Source organism: Bradyrhizobium sp. GW821-FHT12B03, assembly GCF_058807535.1.
The window spans coordinates 186,800-202,182 of record NZ_JBXAQU010000011.1 but is presented as its reverse complement, the minus strand read 5'-3'; the positions used below and the strand labels follow the sequence as shown (position 1 = coordinate 202,182).

Genomic DNA, 15,383 nt, shown 5'->3' with positions numbered 1-15,383 from the left:
AAACCGCTTTTGCTTATCTGCCTACACCGGCGGAATACCATCCGGAGGGTTGTCGTCAAAGCCGTGCATGCGCAGAGCCCATTGCAAGCCGACCACAGCTCCCTTGACCGGCTGGAGCAGCGCGAGCGAGGCAAGGAACGTGAAGGGCAGGTAGGCCGCGAAGCTGATCCAGACCGGCGTGGTGTAATTGGTCTCGATCCAGAGGACCGTGGGCACCACGATGTGGCCGACGATGACGATCACGAGATAGGCGGGCAGGTCGTCGGCGCGGTGCGGCGTGAAATCGAGGCCGCAGGTCGCGCAATTGTCCGCGGTCTTCAGGAAGGCGCGGAACAGTTTTCCCTCGCCGCAGCGCGGGCAGCGGCCGCGAAAGCCGCGCTTCATCGCCGTCCAGACGTCGCGCTTCTCGACGAGGCCGGTCTCGCGCGTCCAGATTTTTGGCGCCGTGCTCATCGTCACCATGCCTTGCCCTTCTGACCCCCGCCTTTTCCCTTGTTCTTCTTCCCCTTGCCGGGCTTCTTCTGCTTCGCCGGCTTGTGCTTCTTCGCCGGACTGCGTCCGGGATGCGCCTTGAACGAGGGACGGCGTTGCGGACCGGATGGCCTGCGGTTCCCCCGCGGCGCGGTCTCGCCGGTCGATGACGACGACAGCAGCTCGAAGCGCAGCGCGCCTGCGACGGGAGCTGCTTCTATCAGACGGACGTCGACCACGTCACCCAGCTGATGCATGGTGCCGCTGCGCGTGCCGACCAGGGCGTGGCGGCCCTCGTCATAGTTAAAATATTCCGTGCCGAGGGATCGGATCGGGATCAGGCCGTCGGCGCCGGTCTCGCTCAGCTTGACGAACAGGCCGGCGCGCGTGACGCCGGAGACGCGGCCCTGGAAGCTCGCGCCGATGCGATCAGCCAGGTGATGAGCAATGAGCCGGTCCACGGTCTCGCGCTCCGCCTTCATCGCGCGCCGCTCGGTCACCGAGATGTGGGCGGCGACTTCGCTTAAGGTTTCCGGCGTCTCGCTGTCGGGCAGCGCGCCTTCGCCGAGGCCGAGCGCGCGGACCAGCGCGCGGTGCACGACGAGGTCGGCGTAGCGGCGGATCGGCGAGGTGAAGTGCGCGTAGCGGCGCAGGTTGAGGCCGAAATGACCGTAATTCTCGGAGGAATATTCCGCCTGCGCCTGGGCGCGCAGCACGACTTCGCTCACCAGCGGGAAGTGGTCGTGGCCTTCGAGCTGGGCCAGCACGCGGTTGAACAGGGCGGGGCGCAGCGCGCCTGACTTGGCGAAGGGAACGTCGAGCGTCTCCAGAAACTCGGCGAGCGCGTGGACCTTCTCCAGCGTCGGCTCGTCATGCACGCGGTAGATCAGCGGCAGCGATTTCTTTTCCAGCATCTCGGCCGCCGCGACGTTGGCGAGGATCATGAACTCCTCGATCAGCTTGTGCGCATCGAGACGCTCGGGGACGACGACGCGGTCGACCGTGCCGTCGCTCTTCAGCAGGATCTTGCGCTCGGGCAGGTCGAGATTGAGCGGATCGCGCTCGTCGCGGGCGCGCTTGACGCAGGCATAGGCGGCGTAGAGGGGCTTGAGGATAGGATCAAGAAGCGGGCCGGTGGTATCGTCAGGCCGGCCGTCGATCGCGGCCTGCGCCTGCGCGTAGCTCAGCTTGGCCGCCGATCGCATCAGGATACGGTGGAAGCTGTGCGAACGCTTGCGGCCGTCGGGGGCAATGATCATCCGCACCGCGAGCGCGCCGCGCGGCTCGCCCGGTACCAGCGAGCACAGATTGTTGGAGATGCGCTCGGGCAGCATCGGCACGACGCGGTCGGGGAAATAGACCGAATTGCCGCGGTCGAGCGCGTCGCGGTCGAGCGCGGTGCCCGGCCGGACGTAGAAGCTCACATCGGCGATGGCGACGTCGACGATGAAGCCGCCCCTGTTGTTCGGATCGGGATCCGCCTGCGCATGCACGGCGTCGTCGTGATCCTTGGCGTCAGGCGGATCGATGGTGACCAGCGGGACGTCGCGCCAGTCCTCGCGCCCCTTCAGGTTGGCTGGCTCCGCGGCTTCGGCTTCGCGCTCGGCCGCGGGGCGGAATTGCAGCGGGATGTCGTGCGCGTAGATCGCGATCAGGCTGATCGCCTTCTCCGACTTGACCGAGCCGAGCTTCTCCTTGACCCGGCCTGAGGCGAGCCCAAAGCTGCGCGTGCGGACGATGTCGACGCTGACGAGGTCGCCGTCCTGGGCGCCATGCGTGTCGGCCGGTGCGATGTTCAATTCGCGGTCGGCAGACCTCTTGTCGACGGGGATCAGCCGTCCGCCGCCTTCGGGAAGCTCGCGGAACACGCCGAGGATGCGGCTCTTGGCCTTGTCGAAGACCTTGATGATGTGGCCGCGATAGGCCGGGCCGTCGGTCTCGTCGGTGCGCTCGACGCGCAGCAGGGTACGATCGCCCACGCCGGCCGCGGTGCCAGGCTTGGGCCGGCGTGGCATCACGATGAGGATCTTTGGCGGCTCGCCGCTTTCGACCTCGTCCCATTCGGTCGGGGAGGCGATCAGCTCGCCGTCAGCGTCGCGGCCGCTGATGTCGGCGACCAGCGTCGTCGGCAGGGTATCCGGCTCCGAGACCTTGTGGCGCTTCTTCTTGATGGTGCCGTCGTCGGCGAGCTCGCGCAGCATGCGCTTGAGCTCGATGCGATCGGCGTTCTTCAGGCCGAACTCGCGCGCAATTTCGCGGGTGCCGACATTTCCGTGGTTTGCCTTGATGAAGGCGACGATGGCTTGCCTGTCGGGAAAGCCATGGTCATTCTTGCGTTTCACTTAACCTCTAACTCTTGATCTAAGTCTTGCCGGCACTCTTCTTGGCCGGAGCTTTGGCGGCGGCCGCCTTGGTCGGCGACGTCTTTGCGGTCGACGACACTGCGGCGCGCGCCTTGCTGGTGGATTCGGATTTGGCCGCGGCTTTCTTCGCGGCCGGCTTCTTGGGTTTCGCTGCAGCATCGTCGCCGTCGGCGGCCTTCGCTGCAGTCTTCTTGGCCTTGGCCGGCTTGGCCGCCGCCTTCTTCGGTTTCTTGCCGCCGCCCTTGGCCGCGCGTTCGTCGATCAGCGCGATCGCCTGCGGCAGCGTGACGGTGTCCTTTTCGAACTCGGCAGGGATCGTCGCGTTGACGCCGCCGGCGGTGACATAGGCGCCGTAACGGCCGCTCTTCACGGTGACGGTGCCGAGCGTCGGATGATCGCCGATTGCCTTGCCGGGGTCGGCGCCGAAGCGGCGGCTCGGGCCCTTGGCGACCTTCTCCGCGATCAGCGTCACGGCACGGTTGAGGCCGATGTCGAACACCTCGTCGCCGGCCTCCAGGCTGGCATAGGTCTTCTCGTGCTTCACGAACGGTCCGAAGCGGCCGAGACCCGCGGTGATCGGCTCACCGGTCTCCGGATGCTTGCCGATCTCGCGCGGCAGCGACAACAGCTTGAGCGCAAGCTCGAGCTCGACATCGCCGGGCGAGGTGCCCTTCGGGATGCCCGCGCGCTTCGGCTTCTCGCCTTCCTCGTAATCCTTCTGCTCGCCGAGCTGGATATAGGGGCCGAAGCGGCCGGCCTTGACCCAGACATCGCGACCCGTGTCAGGATCCTGGCCCAGCGAACGGTCGGCGGTCGCCTCGCTGTCGGCGGCGAGCTGGCGGGTGTAGCGGCACTCCGGATAGTTCGAGCAGCCGACGAAGGCGCCGAACTTGCCGGCCTTGAGATTGAGCCGGCCGTTGCCGCAGCTCGGGCACTGCCTGATGTCGCCGCCATCGCTGCGGGGCGGATAGATGTGCTGGCCCAGCATGTCGTCGAGCACGTCGAGCACCTGGGCGACGCGCAGATCCTTGATCTCGTCGACGGCACCGATGAAGCCGGTCCAGAAGTCCTTCAGAACCTGCTGCCAGGAGATCTCGTTGTTGGAGATGCGATCGAGCTGCTCCTCGAGGCCGGCGGTGAAGTCGTACTCGACGTAGCGGGCAAAGAAGCTTTCGAGGAACGCGACCACGACGCGGCCCTTGTCCTCGCCGTGCAGGCGCTTCTTCTCCAGCTTGACGTAGCCGCGGTCCTTCAGGACCTGGAGGATCGAGGCATAGGTCGAGGGCCGGCCGATGCCGAGCTCCTCCATGCGCTTGACCAGCGAAGCCTCCGAGAAGCGCGGCGGCGGCTCGGTGAAATGCTGGGTGACGGCGAGCGACTGCCGCTTGAGCGCGTCGTTCGGGCTCATCGCGGGCAGGCGGCGGGAGTCTTCGTCCTCCTCGTCGTCGCGGCCTTCCTGATAAAGTGCGAGGAAGCCGTCGAACTTGACGACCTGGCCGGTGGCGCGGAGCTCCAGCGTGCGACCGCCGGCCTTCGCCGTGATGTCGACGGTGGTGCGTTCCAGCTCGGCCGATTCCATCTGGCTCGCGATGGTGCGCTTCCAGATCAGCTCATAGAGCCTGGCCTGATCGGAATCGAGCTTGCGGCTCATGCTGTCGGGACGGCGGGACAGGTCGGTCGGGCGGATCGCTTCGTGCGCTTCCTGGGCGTTCTTGGCCTTGGCCTGGTACTGGCGCGGAGCGTCCGGGACGTAGGCGTTGCCGTAATCCTCGCCGATCACCTTGCGCGCCTGGGTGATGGCGGACGGATCGATCTGCACGCCGTCGGTACGCATATAAGTAATGAGTCCGGTGGTCTCGCCGCCGATGTCGATGCCCTCATAGAGGCGCTGCGCGATGCGCATGGTGTGCGCCGGCGCAAAGCCGTATTTGCGGCTGGCTTCCTGCTGCAGCGTCGAGGTGGTGAAGGGTGCCTGCGGATTGCGCCGCGCCGGCTTGGCGTCGACCGCGGTCACGGCGTAGCTGGCCGCTTCCAGCGCCTTCTTGAAGTCTTCGGCTTCTGTGCCGGTGCCGATGTCGAGACGCTGGATCTTCTTGCCGTCGGCGCCGACCAGACGGGCCTCGAACGCGTCGCCGCGCGGCGTCAGCAGGGTCGCGATCAGCGACCAATATTCGCGCGCAACGAACTTCTCGATTTCCAGCTCGCGGTCGCAGACCAGCCGCAGCGCCACCGACTGCACGCGGCCGGCCGAGCGGGCGCCCGGCAGCTTGCGCCACAGCACGGGGGAGAGCGTGAAGCCGACCAGATAATCCAGCGCACGGCGCGCCATGTAGGCGTCGACCAGCGCGCCGTCGATCTGGCGCGGGTTCTTCATCGCATCCGTGACCGCCTGCTTGGTGATGGCGTTGAACACCACGCGCTCGATCTTCTGGTCCTTCAGCGCGCGCTTCTCTTTCATCACCTCCAGCACGTGCCAGGAGATGGCCTCGCCCTCGCGATCAGGGTCGGTCGCCAGAATCAGGCGGTCGGCATTCTTCAGGGACCTGGCGATATCGTTGAGCCGGCCGGCCGCCTTGGGGTCGACCTCCCAGATCATCTTGAAATTGGCGTCGGGATCGACGGAGCCGTTCTTCGCAGGCAAGTCCCGGACATGGCCGAACGAGGCCAGAACCTCATAGGACGAGCCCAAATACTTGTTGATCGTCTTGGCTTTCGCCGGCGACTCCACAATGACGATATTCATGTAGTTCCAGTGACTTACGGGGAAATTCTGGGCCGAATTCGACGAGATTCGGGTCGGCCCTTTCGACCCGAACATGGGTGGTGAGACCGTCGCTGTCAAATCGAGGGGTGTGGGAAGCCGCCGCAATGGGAAAAGTTTCATATCGAGAAAGTTGCAAAATACCACCTTGGAGTTGCGATCGATGTGAGCGTAATGTTCCCGTGGGGCATGGATTCGGGGTGGGGTCTGGTGACTAGGCCAGGAAAGAAACGGGCGCGCGCCGCATCAGGCGCGCCGGGGGGCTCGCGCCACGAGGAACCGGGGGAAGGCGGGGCCGACGAGGCGGTTGCCTTCATCGCCGAGCAGGTGGCCGTGTTGCGCAAGCTCGCCGAGCGCCACAGGCTCGATGTGTTGCATTATCTCTTGGGAATGACCCAGCTCGAGGCCGACGAGCATCTGCGGCTGCGGACCAAGCGCAAGCTGTCGTGAGGGGGCGCGGCCAATATCAGCCCCGTCATCCCCGCGCGAGCGCATAGCGCTCGTCGCTGGAGGTGTGAGGCCTGAGATGCGAAGGCATCGCAAGCCGAGCCTCGAAGGATGAGCGGCCTCGCTGATGCAGCCGGGCCGTCGCCCTTCGAGGGCCGCTGAAGAAGCGGCCACCTCAGGCTGACGGTGCTAGATTTGAGCGCGTAGCCCGGATGGAGCGAAGCGTAATCCGGGATTCTCGCCGCGGATAAAGCGGCCCCGGATTGCGCCTTGCTCCATCCGGGCTACGGGAAACGCTCAGGGTGACGGTGTAAGATTGGAGCGCGCTGCTTCGTTACGGCCTGCCATCTTGGCCAATCGCTGGCCGAGATATTCGGCCGTGCTGACGTCGCTCTGCGGCAACGAACCGTCGACCAAATGCGTCGCCAGGCCAAGCTGGCTGCCTAGACGATTCCGGCCACTGAGATCCTCCCCGCCTGGAATATCCAGTCCGCACCAAAGCATACCGTGCTGCGCGGCCATAATGGAAAAGTAGGTCAATGTGTGGAGTTGATCGCCGCTTGCGCAGGCGCCCGTGGTGAACCCGGCTGCGAACTTGTTGGCCCAGGCCTGCTTGCTCCATCTGCCGCTCGAAGCGTCTGCAAAGGTTTTGAATTGGGCCGCAGGTCCGCCCATGTAGGTGGGACTGCCAAATGCTACGGCGCTCGCGCCGTCAATCGTCTCCAGCAACCGCTCGTTCTGAAACCGGCCTGACACGATGTCGTCGCCCGTGATGCGACAAAGCGCGACGTCCGCCATGCCATGCGCTCCGCGCGCCGCCGCATGCGCCAGCTTCTCGGTGGTGCCGGAGATGGAAAAATAGACGATGGCGAGTAGGGGCATGATGGCGCCACTTTGGGGTGTCGAGCCATCTTCAGCGCCATTGATATCTTGTACAAGTCCTTCGCAGTGGCGGCAGCAACGTAGCCCGGATGGAGCGAAGCGTAATCCGGGATTCTCGCCGCGGATAAAGCGGCCCCGGATTGCGCTTTGCTCCATCCGGGCTACGAACCGAGCGATCAGGCCGATCGTCGGCGCGGTGCGGGCCGCGGCTTCAGCGCGGTGTCTGGCTGGCTGAGCAGCCGGCCGTCCTCCGCGCGCAGCTCGAGCTTGCGCACCGGCCGGCCTTTCTCGCGATCGACCAGGATGGTTGCGATCTGCTCGGGGTGGTCGTCGAATTCCTCGCTCCATTGCCGGAGCGCCACCAGGATCGGGAAGGTGCCGCGGCCCTTCGGCGTCAGCACGTATTCGGAATAGGCGCTGCCGTCGGAGGCGGGGGCGGTTTCCAGAATGCCGTGGTCGACCAGCGCACGCAGCCGCGCGGACAGGATGTTCCTGGCCATGCCGAGCTTGTTCTGAAATTCCCCGAAGCGGCGCAGGCCGAACAGCGCCTCGCGGATGATCAGCAGCGCCCACCAGTCGCCGATCGCTTCCAGGGAGCGCGCGATCGGGCAGGTGTCGCCCTCGAAGCTGGTTCGTTTCACCATCGTTCTGGTCCTGTTGCCTGGTCCTGTTGCGTTCGCCCGATTCCGGTGGCGATCACGCGCTTGTGTGGTTGCATCATAAAACCAAGTGGCCTAGATGGCAATGTAGTTTCATTATGCAACCACTGGAGGCGAGCGTGAGACTGAAGAACAAGACGGCCCTGATCACCGGCGGCAACAGCGGAATCGGGCTTGCGACGGCAAAGCTGTTCGTGGCCGAGGGCGCCAAGGTGGTGATCACCGGGCGCAACAAGGAGACGCTGGCGGCTGCCGCGAAGGAGCTCGGTCCGAATGCGCTCGCGGTCGCCGCTGATGCCACCGACATCGCCGCGACCGAAGCCGCGATCAGGCAGGGCGCCGAAAAGTTCGGCAAGTTCGACATCGTGTTCGCCAATGCCGGCATTCCCGGCAGCACGCCGCTCGGTGCCGCGACGCTGGAGGTGTTCGAAAAGGTCATCAGCACGAACCTCACCGGCGTGTTCTTCACCGTGCAGTCCGCGTTGCCTCATCTCAACGACAATGCCTCGATCATCCTCAACGGCTCGGTGATCTCGGTGCTCGGCATTCCCGGCTACTCGGCCTATGGCGCGGCCAAGGCCGGTGTGCGGGCAATGGCGCGGATCATGGCTTCGGAGCTGTCGCCGCGCGGCATCCGCGTCAACGTGGTCGCGCCCGGCGCGATCCGCACGCCGATCTGGGGTGCCGCGATTGCGACGCCCGAAGCCGAGAAGGCGTTCGAGAAGCGGATCGCGCTGTCGACGCCGCTCGGCCGCATCGGTGAACCCGATCACATTTCCAAGACCGTGCTGTTCCTCGCCTCCGATGATGCCGCGCATGTGCAGGGCCAGGAGATCTTCGTCGACGGCGGCGCGGTGGCTTCTCCGAGCGGGGCGCCGATCTATCGCGGCTGATCAAATCAAGTGCAAATTGAATCGGTCGGCGCGACGACATTGGTTGCGCCGGCCGGTTCCCTCATCTTGCAGGGTGTATTTTCTGAACCTTGCGTCATGAGGTTGAACCTTGGCGCAACTTGCCAAGACACTTTTACGGGCAGGGGGTCACAAGACTCATTATTATTGAGGAGCCCGTGATGCCAAAGGCAGCTCGCATTTTTTCGTCGATTTCAGAACCGCGTATTTACACCGAACATTCCGCCATTCCTGCCAAGCGCTCCGACACCTCCGAGTTCATCGGGGTCGCGATTTTTGCCGGCATCGGCCTGTTCATTTCGCTGATCGCCGTCATCCTCGGCGTGCAGGGCGCCTGGTTTTAGTCCGGCCGGCCTGTCAGCCGCCACCGGAATTCGGCAGCGGCTGTTGCGGTTGGCGTGGTCTCAGGCCGCGTGCAGGCTGGTGGCCGCCTGGAGCGCGCCGGCAATCGCTTTCTCACGATGCTCCGGGCCAACCTGGATGCCGTCGGCAATGATGAATTCGGGGTTTGTGATGCCCATGAAGGCGAACACGCCGCGCAAGTACGTCTCGAGGTGCTCCAGCGCTGCGGCCGGCGAGCCCGCGCTGTAATAGCCGCCACGCGAGATCGCGACGATCACGCGCTTGCCACCGGCAAGGCCCTGCGGTCCGTTCGCGCCATATTGGAACGTCTTCCCCGCCACCAGGATGCGGTCGATCCAGGCCTTGAGCTGGCTCGGAAGCGTGAAATTGTACATGGGCGCGCCGATCACCACGATGTCGGCAGCAAGGAACTCGTTCAGCACGGCCACGCTTGCGGCAAGGTCCGGTCCGAGCTCCGCCGGCGCAGGCGCGCCTTGGGCTGCCGCCAGATGCGAGCCGGAGAGGTGGGCGAGCGGGGTCTGGGTCAGGTCGCGATAGACGATGTCGAGCGAAGGCGTCGCGTGGCGCAGCCGGTCGACGATGGCGGCGGAAACCTGCCTGGAGACGGAGTGGGGGCCGAGTACGCTGGAGTCGATATGGAGGAGTTTCATTGAGGTCACCCATGGTATAAGTTTGTAACCAGGACTACATGAGTGACTGCTAGAATCCCCGCAAGAACGCACTTTTTTGAGCCATGGGCACATCCCTGAAACCTGCGCACATCGATCTGCCTGCTTCGCCAAGGTCGGATCAAAAGCCGGATCCCAACCATGCGGACTGCCGCGGGGTCGCCTCCGTGCTGTCCCGCGTCGGCGACAAATGGAGCGTGTTCGTCATCATGATGCTCGGCGACGGACCGAAGCGCTTCAACGAGCTGAAGCGCATGATCAACGGCATCTCGCAGCGGATGCTGACGTTGACGTTGCGGGGCCTCGAGCGCGACGGCCTCGTCACGCGCACCATCTTTCCGACCATTCCGCCGCGCGTGGACTATGAGCTGACCGATCTCGGCCGCGGCCTGTCGCAGCCCGTGGAGGCGCTCGGCCGGTGGGCGATGGAGCATCTGCCGCAGATCGAGGCCGCACGGACGCGCTTCGACAAGCGCGGCGACGGCTAGAGCGGAATCAGGCTCGGTTGACCGATGTGAGCCGGGGGCACTTCTCACTGGAGTGAGCAGTAGGCACGTTGCTCGCATCGCGCGGTTCACCCTCCCCTGGAGGGGGAGGGTCGGCTCGCATAGAGCGCAGCGAAATGCGAGACGGGGTGGGGTGACAGTCTCTCCACCTCGATACTGCCCGTGTTGAGAGATCACCCCACCCCGCTCGCGCTTCGCGCGATCGCCCCTCCCCTCCGGGGGAGGGTAAGAGGACGGGCCAGCTCTCTAGAGCAGCGACACCAAGCCGCCGCCGTGGCGTTCGAGCCGGCCGGCGAGCTCGAGCTCCAGCAGCACGGTGCGCACGATCGCCGGCGAGGCGCCGGACATCCGCACGAGATCGTCGATCCCGATCGGCACGGGGCCGAGCAGGCCGGTGATCTGGTCGCGGTCATGCCCTTGCGGATCGCTTTCGAACGGCTCGCTGTCGGGTTCGCTTGCCGGACGCATCAGCGGGCGCTCCATGATCGGTGCGACGGCGTTGATGATGTCGGCAGCTTCGGTGACGAGCGTTGCGCCCTGCTTGATCAGGTCGTTGGTGCCGGCGGCGCGCGGGTCGAGCGGCGAGCCGGGAACGGCGAACACTTCGCGGCCCTGTTCGGCCGCCATGCGCGCTGATATCAGCGAGCCCGAGCGGTGCGCGGCCTCCACCACGACCACGCCGAGCGATGCGCCCGAGATCAGCCGGTTGCGGCGGGGAAAGTCGCGGGCGCGCGGCTCGTGGCCGAGCGGCATTTCCGAGATCGCCGCGCCCGAATGATCGAGGATCGCGGCGAGCAGGTCGCCATGTTCGGGCGGATAGATGCAGTCATGGCCGCCGGCAAGCACCGCGATGGTGCCGCTTGCGACGCTCGCGCGGTGCGCGGCCTGGTCCACACCGCGTGCGAGCCCCGAGATGATGATGAAGCCGGCTTCGCCAAGTTCGCGGGCCAACTGGCCGGCGAATTTCAAGCCGGCGCCGGAGGCATTGCGCGAGCCGACGATCGCAATCATCGGCCGCATCAGGGTCGTGTTGTCACCGCGCACGGCAAGCAGCGGCGGCGCATCGTCGATCATCGCCAGCCGTGACGGATAGCTATCCTCGCCCGGCGCGACCCAGGCGATGCCGAATTTGCGGCTCGCGGCGAGCTCGGCCCTGGCTTCATCCGCGCTACAGATGCGCCCCGATCGCTGCGCACCGCCACGACGCGCCAGATCAGGTAGCCGCTCCAGCGCGGCGCGCGCGCTGCCGAAATGATCGACCAGCGAACGGAAGGTGCGCGGCCCGACATTGTCGGAGCGGATCAGCCGCAGGCGGTCGATCCTATCAGGTTCGGTCAGCTCCACGCTGGGGTTGATGGCGTCCACGGTGTCTCCTTGCAGGCGCAGAATGGAGCAACCTGAGGGCGTGGGCAACAGGGGCGTGGCGTCTCGAACAGGCAGGGTTGGAGGGGATTTGGCGTTTTTGGCGGCCTCGCCATTCTCGATATTTGCGTCTTACAATCACCGTCTGGTTGAAAAGAGCCAGACAGCTCGCCACTGCAATGAGTATAATGCCTCCGATAAACCATGGGGGATTTTGATGTGGCCGTTTGCAGGCATGTCGCTGGCCGCCGCGACGCTGATCGGCTCGATCGCCAATTGGACGCTACTGCTCTGCCTATTGGGTGGTGTGGTCGCTACCTTTGTTATTGTTCAAACAACTGACATTAAGGAGGAGCACTGGGCGGAGGATCGCAGGCATTCCAGCGAACGAATTGCCGTAGCAAACGAGAGGATCGCGGAGCTAACTAGGTCGAACTTGGAGGCCAGAACAAAGCTGGCAGAGGTGGAAGAGAGGAACGAAAAGCGGAACATGCCGCGCGGGCTGCTGATGTTAAGCCATTCCTCCTGCAAAAATGCCTTGAAAGATAGGCCCAAAGGTAGGGCGGAGGTGCTCTGGTTGAAAGGCTTTCCGGATGGCGATTGGCTCGCATCGATAATTGCGTCCTGCTTGAGTGGAGACATGCCGGGCGAAGGGTGGAAAGTGACGAACCCAAGGGCGATAGATGAGCTTCCCCGAGAGGCTCGCCCCGAGGGTATTACCGTCATCGGGAAGAAAGGCGGATTTTTCGTCTTTAGACGACCATCAGATGAACCGATGGATATTGTTGGCTCAGCTTTAATGGCGGGATTGGACACCAACATTATTGGTGTCAGCTCCGGCATCGATCCATCGATGCCGGAAGATTTAGTTAGAGTCGTTGTTGGCGCAAAATAGGCGTCCAGTTGTCGGAGCGGACCAGCCGCAGGCGGTCGATCCGGTCGGCTTCGGTCAGCTCCACGCTTGGGTTGATGGCGTCCACGAGCGTCTCCTTGCGGGTGCAGAATGGAACAACCTGAGGGCGTGGGGAAGGGGGTGGACCCGGCTGCGACAGCCTAATAGATGGATAGTGACCAAGCGGATTGGTTTCTGAGGCATTGGAATGCGTGTCGAACCGGTCGAGATTTTCGCGGACACCACGAACGCGGCGGTGATGCGTCACCCGGGACGGCGTTTTCCCGGCCTGCTGATTCAGGGGGATACGCTCCACTCGCTCTGTCGCATGGCAGACGATGCCTGTTCGGCCCTCGACCGCTCGTCAGAAGCGTACGAGAATGCCAACGAGTTCAGAAATCGGCTTTGGTCGTACCTCAATCATTACAAGGCCGTCCTGGATGAGCACGGCTTGCCTCTGCCGTTCAGCGACCGAGGCACCTTTACTTAGGAATCCCCATGATCTCACTCGCCGATCTCCAGCGCCGCATTGAAGCGGGCGAGCTTTCGCCCGATGCCGCCATCGCCCAGTCGCACGCGGCGATCGAGGCCAAGGAGAAGGACGTTCATGCCTTCGTCCGCCACGACAAATCGGCAAGAGCGCAGGCCTCCGGCCCGCTGCGCGGTATCGCGGTCGGGATCAAGGACATCATCGACACCGCGAATATGCCGACCGAGATGGGCTCGCAGATCTATCGCGGCTGGCAGCCGCGCAGCGATGCGCCTGTCGTGATGATGCTGAAGCGGGCCGGCGCCACCATCATCGGCAAGACCACGACCACGGCGTTCGCCTCGCGCGATCCGACGGCGACGCTCAATCCGCACAATCTCGGCCATACGCCGGGCGGCTCATCCTCCGGCTCGGCGGCGGCGGTCGGCGCGGGCATGATCCCGCTGGCGCTGGGCACCCAGACCGGCGGCTCGGTGATCCGGCCCGCCGCCTATTGCGGCGCTGCCGCGATCAAGCCGTCGTTCCGCATGCTGCCGACCATCGGCGTGAAGTGCTATTCATGGGCGCTCGACACGGTCGGCCTGTTCGGATCGCGCGCGGAGGATCTTGCGCGCGGACTGCTGGGGATCACAGGGCGCACCGAATTCGACGGCATCGTTCCGGCCAGGGCGCCGCGCATCGGCGTGGTCAGGCAGGAATTTGCCGAGGCCGTGGAGCCGGCGGCCGAGGAGGGCTTGCAGGCCGCGATCAAGGCGGCCGAGAAAGCCGGCGCCAGCGTGCAGACCATCGACCTGCCCGAGGCCGTGCAGGAGGCCTGGCGCATCCACCCCATCATCCAGGACTTTGAGGCGCATCGCGCGCTCGCCTGGGAGTTTTCGGAGCATCACGACGAGATCGCGCCGATGCTGCGCGCCAGCCTCGATGAGACCGTCGGCTTGACGCCGAGGGAATATGACGACGCGCGCCGCATCGCCCGTCGTGGCCGCCGCGAGCTCGGCGAGCTGTTCGAAGGGCTCGACGTGCTGCTGACCTATTCGGCGCCGGGCACCGCGCCCGCCAAGGAACTCGCCTCGACCGGCTCGCCCCGCTACAACCGGCTCTGGACGCTGATGGGCAATCCTTGCGTCAACGTGCCGGTGCTGAAAGTGGCTGGCCTGCCGATCGGCGTGCAGGTGATTGCGCGCTTCGGCAATGATCCCGGCGCACTTGCGGCGGCGTGGTTCCTGGAGGAGGCGTTGGCGAAATCAGGCTAGCGCAGGTTCCGCGGACACGATGCGCGCGCCGGATGCGGGCGGCGCAGCGCTGCCATTTGCGCCTTGCCCGAGCCAGCGCTCGGCGGCCCCGCGGCCGCTCCGGTGCAACAGGCGAATGAAGCCGCGGCCGAGATCGGCCGAGCTGCGCTGCGCAAGTCCTTCAACGGAATCTTCTGCCGCGATCCTGGTGAACCGCAGCGCGCATGCGGCGTGGGATTGCGCCCATGCGATCGCCGCAATTTCGGCATTGAGCGCGGCATTCGCGGTGATCTGATCGAGCCGGCGGTCGATGGCGGCGAGCGTGATCGGCACGAAACTGTCGCGGGACGGGGTGAGCTGGACCAGCAGCAGGTCGGGTGCCGCCGTCTCCTGCACCAGCTTCAGGAGCGGCGGATTGCCGCCGAAGCCGCCGTCCCAATAGGCCTCGCCGTCGATCTCGACGGCGCAGTGGACCAGGGGCGGGCAGGTCGAGGCCAGCGCGACGTCGGCGGTGATGGCGTCATTGCGAAAAATCTGCTGCTGCCCGTCACGGATCCGCGTCGCCGCGATCAGCAGCCTTGGCGAGTTCGCCGCGCGCAACGCCGCGAAATCGATGTCGCGCGACAGCGCCTGCCGCAGCGGATCGAGATCGAATGGATCGAACTGGCCGGAGCGCAGCGTCGGCCCGAACGCGACCGAGCTTCCCGCCGGCGAAAAGCCGCCGACCAGCATCAGCGAGCGGAACGAGGCCTCGTGCATCAGGCGGACCCAGAACCGGTTCAGCCGCGCGCGCGCCGCTTCACGGCCGCCCTCGGCGAGGCCGCAGGCGAGCAGCAGCGCATTGACGGCGCCGGCGCTGGCGCCGCTGATCGTGTCGATCTCGATATCGGGCTGTTCCAGCAGCCGCTCCAGCACGCCCCAGGTGAAGGCGGCGAAGGTGCCGCCGCCCTGGAGCGCCAGCGAGAGTTTTCGCGGCGGCCATTGTTCGGTGCGGACCGGACCGCGCGCGACCGGCGCGCCGGCGGTCGCAACAGCGACAGGCTGCGGCGTTTGCGCAATGGGAACAGGCGGCGGCGCTGGCGGTGAAACGGCGGCTGGCTCCCGGGCGGGAGGCAGCGAGGGTGCACCGGACCAGATGTCCGTCGTCGACAGCAACCGGCTTGCCGCGGTGCGCGCCGCACCTTGCGAACCACCGTCGATCTCCGCGCCGACAATCTTCTCGCTCATTCTGAGCAACCGCGTAACGCCATGTTCGCCGTCAGGATGACAGGCATGGAACCCGTTCGCCACTCCGGCCACGATGAGTGTCCGAGTTGCGAACAGGATTTGGCATATAATGCGGAAGGGGCGCGGCGGTATCCGTACTTTTTCCCGGC

The 15,383-nt window shown here is 65.3% G+C and carries 15 protein-coding genes; 7 read left to right on the top strand and 8 right to left on the bottom strand.

What is annotated here, in order from left to right:
• Positions 1 to 21: 21 nt before the first annotated feature.
• From AC1RUR_RS22025 to topA, 3 genes are read right to left on the bottom strand one after another with little or no spacing between them, the layout of a single operon-like run.
• Positions 22 to 462, bottom strand: coding sequence for a DUF983 domain-containing protein (locus tag AC1RUR_RS22025; RefSeq protein WP_492847752.1), 441 nt, complete (start codon positions 460 to 462; stop codon positions 22 to 24).
• Entirely contained in the window at positions 456 to 2,813 is a 2,358-nt protein-coding gene (rnr, locus tag AC1RUR_RS22020) for a ribonuclease R (protein ID WP_492847750.1), read from the bottom strand. Before rnr ends, AC1RUR_RS22025 begins: the two co-directional genes overlap by 7 nt.
• A gap of 19 nt (positions 2,814 to 2,832) precedes the next feature.
• A complete protein-coding gene (topA, locus tag AC1RUR_RS22015) occupies positions 2,833 to 5,577 on the bottom strand; it encodes a type I DNA topoisomerase (protein ID WP_492847748.1) in 2,745 nt (914 codons plus the stop codon).
• Positions 5,578 to 5,805: 228 nt separating this feature from the next.
• Between topA and AC1RUR_RS22010 the strand changes: the two genes are divergently transcribed.
• On the top strand, positions 5,806 to 6,045 hold the full coding sequence (locus tag AC1RUR_RS22010; RefSeq protein WP_492847746.1) for a hypothetical protein: 240 nt from the start codon (positions 5,806 to 5,808) through the stop codon (positions 6,043 to 6,045).
• A 294-nt stretch (positions 6,046 to 6,339) separates the two neighbouring features.
• On the opposite strand, the gene AC1RUR_RS22005 is transcribed toward AC1RUR_RS22010, so the two are convergent.
• Positions 6,340 to 6,924, bottom strand: a complete 585-nt coding sequence (locus AC1RUR_RS22005; protein WP_492847744.1) for a flavodoxin family protein — start codon at positions 6,922 to 6,924, stop codon at positions 6,340 to 6,342.
• Positions 6,925 to 7,100: 176 nt separating this feature from the next.
• Positions 7,101 to 7,568 carry a winged helix-turn-helix transcriptional regulator gene (locus AC1RUR_RS22000; protein WP_492847742.1) on the bottom strand — a complete coding sequence of 156 codons (468 nt, stop codon included), beginning with the start codon at positions 7,566 to 7,568 and terminating at the stop codon, positions 7,101 to 7,103.
• 134 nt (positions 7,569 to 7,702) lie between these two features.
• Here AC1RUR_RS22000 and AC1RUR_RS21995 point away from each other — a divergent pair, with 134 nt between their 5' ends.
• Together AC1RUR_RS21995 and AC1RUR_RS21990 are read left to right on the top strand one after the other, a co-directional pair.
• Complete coding sequence (locus tag AC1RUR_RS21995) at positions 7,703 to 8,476, top strand: SDR family oxidoreductase (protein ID WP_492847740.1); 774 nt, start codon at positions 7,703 to 7,705, stop codon at positions 8,474 to 8,476.
• A 179-nt stretch (positions 8,477 to 8,655) separates the two neighbouring features.
• The gene (locus AC1RUR_RS21990; protein WP_492847738.1) at positions 8,656 to 8,838 is read left to right on the top strand and encodes a hypothetical protein; all 183 of its coding nucleotides are present in this window, start codon (positions 8,656 to 8,658) and stop codon (positions 8,836 to 8,838) included.
• Positions 8,839 to 8,898: 60 nt separating this feature from the next.
• Here AC1RUR_RS21990 and AC1RUR_RS21985 read toward each other — a convergent pair whose 3' ends face one another.
• Positions 8,899 to 9,507, bottom strand: coding sequence for an FMN-dependent NADH-azoreductase (locus AC1RUR_RS21985; protein ID WP_492847736.1), 609 nt, complete (start codon positions 9,505 to 9,507; stop codon positions 8,899 to 8,901).
• 83 nt (positions 9,508 to 9,590) lie between these two features.
• On the opposite strand from AC1RUR_RS21985, the gene AC1RUR_RS21980 reads away from it, so the two are divergent.
• Positions 9,591 to 10,013 carry a winged helix-turn-helix transcriptional regulator gene (locus tag AC1RUR_RS21980; RefSeq protein ID WP_492847734.1) on the top strand — a complete coding sequence of 141 codons (423 nt, stop codon included), beginning with the start codon at positions 9,591 to 9,593 and terminating at the stop codon, positions 10,011 to 10,013.
• Positions 10,014 to 10,277: 264 nt separating this feature from the next.
• On the opposite strand, the gene dprA is transcribed toward AC1RUR_RS21980, so the two are convergent.
• Positions 10,278 to 11,420, bottom strand: a complete 1,143-nt coding sequence (dprA, locus tag AC1RUR_RS21975; RefSeq protein WP_492847881.1) for a DNA-processing protein DprA — start codon at positions 11,418 to 11,420, stop codon at positions 10,278 to 10,280.
• A 64-nt stretch (positions 11,421 to 11,484) separates the two neighbouring features.
• Between dprA and AC1RUR_RS21970 the strand changes: the two genes are divergently transcribed.
• The 3 genes from AC1RUR_RS21970 to AC1RUR_RS21960 all read left to right on the top strand — a co-directional run bounded on the left by AC1RUR_RS21970 (position 11,485) and on the right by AC1RUR_RS21960 (position 14,028).
• Positions 11,485 to 12,288 carry a hypothetical protein gene (locus AC1RUR_RS21970; protein ID WP_492847732.1) on the top strand — a complete coding sequence of 268 codons (804 nt, stop codon included), beginning with the start codon at positions 11,485 to 11,487 and terminating at the stop codon, positions 12,286 to 12,288.
• 205 nt (positions 12,289 to 12,493) lie between these two features.
• The gene (locus AC1RUR_RS21965) at positions 12,494 to 12,775 is read left to right on the top strand and encodes a DUF6959 family protein (RefSeq protein ID WP_492847730.1); all 282 of its coding nucleotides are present in this window, start codon (positions 12,494 to 12,496) and stop codon (positions 12,773 to 12,775) included.
• A gap of 8 nt (positions 12,776 to 12,783) precedes the next feature.
• The gene (locus AC1RUR_RS21960; RefSeq protein ID WP_492847728.1) at positions 12,784 to 14,028 is read left to right on the top strand and encodes an amidase; all 1,245 of its coding nucleotides are present in this window, start codon (positions 12,784 to 12,786) and stop codon (positions 14,026 to 14,028) included.
• On the opposite strand, the gene AC1RUR_RS21955 is transcribed toward AC1RUR_RS21960, so the two are convergent.
• Entirely contained in the window at positions 14,020 to 15,234 is a 1,215-nt protein-coding gene (locus tag AC1RUR_RS21955) for a patatin-like phospholipase family protein (RefSeq protein ID WP_492847726.1), read from the bottom strand. The two genes, AC1RUR_RS21960 and AC1RUR_RS21955, sit on opposite strands and share 9 nt — an antisense overlap.
• Positions 15,235 to 15,383: the final 149 nt, after the last annotated feature.

Excerpts from the sequence above, each read along its gene's own strand:
- AC1RUR_RS22025 (WP_492847752.1), bottom strand. The coding sequence starts at position 462 with ATGGTGACGATGAGCACGGCGCCAAAAATCTGGACGCGCGAGACCGGC.
- topA (WP_492847748.1), bottom strand. The coding sequence starts at position 5,577 with ATGAATATCGTCATTGTGGAGTCGCCGGCGAAAGCCAAGACGATCAAC.
- AC1RUR_RS22005 (WP_492847744.1), bottom strand. The coding sequence starts at position 6,924 with ATGCCCCTACTCGCCATCGTCTATTTTTCCATCTCCGGCACCACCGAG.
- AC1RUR_RS22000 (WP_492847742.1), bottom strand. The coding sequence starts at position 7,568 with ATGGTGAAACGAACCAGCTTCGAGGGCGACACCTGCCCGATCGCGCGC.
- AC1RUR_RS21990 (WP_492847738.1), top strand. The coding sequence starts at position 8,656 with ATGCCAAAGGCAGCTCGCATTTTTTCGTCGATTTCAGAACCGCGTATT.
- AC1RUR_RS21985 (WP_492847736.1), bottom strand. The coding sequence starts at position 9,507 with ATGAAACTCCTCCATATCGACTCCAGCGTACTCGGCCCCCACTCCGTC.
- AC1RUR_RS21980 (WP_492847734.1), top strand. The coding sequence starts at position 9,591 with ATGGGCACATCCCTGAAACCTGCGCACATCGATCTGCCTGCTTCGCCA.
- AC1RUR_RS21965 (WP_492847730.1), top strand. The coding sequence starts at position 12,494 with ATGCGTGTCGAACCGGTCGAGATTTTCGCGGACACCACGAACGCGGCG.
- AC1RUR_RS21960 (WP_492847728.1), top strand. The coding sequence starts at position 12,784 with ATGATCTCACTCGCCGATCTCCAGCGCCGCATTGAAGCGGGCGAGCTT.
- AC1RUR_RS21955 (WP_492847726.1), bottom strand. The coding sequence starts at position 15,234 with ATGAGCGAGAAGATTGTCGGCGCGGAGATCGACGGTGGTTCGCAAGGT.